Origin of the sequence: Ruminococcus sp. 1001713B170207_170306_F1 (assembly GCF_015668065.1) — a bacterium.
Taxonomy (GTDB): domain Bacteria; phylum Bacillota; class Clostridia; order Lachnospirales; family Lachnospiraceae; genus Blautia_A; species Blautia_A faecis.
This window is the reverse complement of record NZ_JADPEX010000062.1, coordinates 1-1,641: the sequence shown is the minus strand read 5'-3', so window position 1 is coordinate 1,641 and position 1,641 is coordinate 1. Positions and strand designations below refer to the sequence as shown.

Genomic DNA, 1,641 nt, shown 5'->3' with positions numbered 1-1,641 from the left:
AAAGGAGGAAAATGGGAAACTTCTTCTTTCAGTAAAAGAAACCTGTGAATTAACTGGGTTATCTGAAAAAACAGTTCGTACTATAATGGCTGAAAATGATTTCTGCGTCCGAATTGGGCGCAGAACACTTGTACACAGAAAAAAATTCGAACACTGGTTGGAGGAACAGGACACTTGAATATTTTTTAAGAACGTGTTAATATTCTGATGTACTTGAAATCTGGCCTGGAAAGGATGAACACAGTATGGGAAAATCTTTGAAAGGCAAAGAATTAGGAAGTGGACTTTCGCAAAGGAAGGACGGACGTTATCAAGCCAAATATTATATACCAGGTTCCCCGAAACCCAAATATTTATATGATAGAAATTTGGCAAAACTAAAGAAAAAACGTGATTTGGAAAAAGCAAAATATATTCTGGGTTATAATGATAAAGCGAAAAAATATAAAGTTTCTGAATGGTTTGATGAATGGATGAAACTTTACAAAATTGGGCGAATTAAAGCTAATACGGTTCGTGGATATGTAGATGGATTTGAGCGGGGTGCAGATTTTATTGGCTCTGTGAGGCTTGATTGCCTCACACCCTCTCATATCTACAATATGGTTGAAGGAATGCAAAGCGATGGCTATGCGGAATCATCAGTTGTCCATACTTTATCAATTGTAAAGCAATTACTTCAAAGTGCGGTAGATAATCAAATGATTCCAATGAATCCCTGTAAAGGGATTGCAATAGAAAAATCCGAAAAAGTAACAGTTGATCCAATATTGGAGGATGAAAGCAAAATACTTCAACCAGAGGAAATTAAAACATTTCTTGATGCAGCAAAAAACACGAGATATTATGAACTATTTTATATTATTTTGAATACTGGAATGCGTATTGGCGAAATTACAGCACTTTGCTGGTCTGATATTGATTTTGAATGTCATCGAATTCGTGTATATAAAACACTGAATAGAACGACGATTTATTTTGATGAAGGAAAAAATCGATTAGAAAAACCAGAGTCAGTTAAACAGATAACGACGCCTAAGAAAAAGGCAAGTTATCGTTGGATTCCTATGACAGAGGGTGTTGAATTGGCATTTCACTCTTGGGAGAAAAAGCAGATTGCGGATAAAGAAAAAAGCGGATCATCATGGGGAAAGGAAAATCCTTTCCTCAAAGATTTTCCGGATCTGGTATTCACAACACAACCAGGAGGGGTTTTTCTTCCTCAATATGCAAACGCGGAATGTTCACGTATTATAAGCATAATTGAAAAAAAAGAGATCGAATTAGCTGAAAAAGAAAATAGGGAACCTCGTCTTTATGAGGTATATCCCCATAAATTTCGGCATACGTTCGTCACCAAACTGAATGAGTCTAATATGTCTCCATTTACGGTGAGTAAGATTGTGGGACATACAAGCGTAAATATGACGAACTATTATACACATCTGGAACAGGATTATGTGGCAGATGAATTTAGAAAATTTGCTGCAAAATACGATGAGGGAAAAGTTCCGGCGGTGCCAGAAAAAGAATAAAGGAAAATTATGAAGAATACTACTGATAACATACAAAATACTAACCGGGGGTCAAATGGGGGTCAAACTACTATTTCAGGTGCTTCAAACCCGCATAAATTAAGGG

General features: G+C 36.3%; 1 protein-coding gene. It reads left to right on the top strand.

Annotated features, from left to right (window positions below; all coding sequences use genetic code 11):
* The first annotated feature begins 245 nt into the window (after positions 1–245).
* Positions 246–1,535: a tyrosine-type recombinase/integrase gene (locus tag I4V84_RS19430; RefSeq protein ID WP_118580245.1), complete on the top strand. Its 1,290-nt coding sequence runs from the start codon at positions 246–248 to the stop codon at positions 1,533–1,535.
* The last annotated feature ends 106 nt before the right edge of the window (positions 1,536–1,641 follow it).

What these genes read in the sequence shown, in the direction of transcription:
- I4V84_RS19430 (WP_118580245.1), top strand. Translation starts at nt 246, where the DNA reads ATGGGAAAATCTTTGAAAGGCAAAGAATTAGGAAGTGGACTTTCGCAA.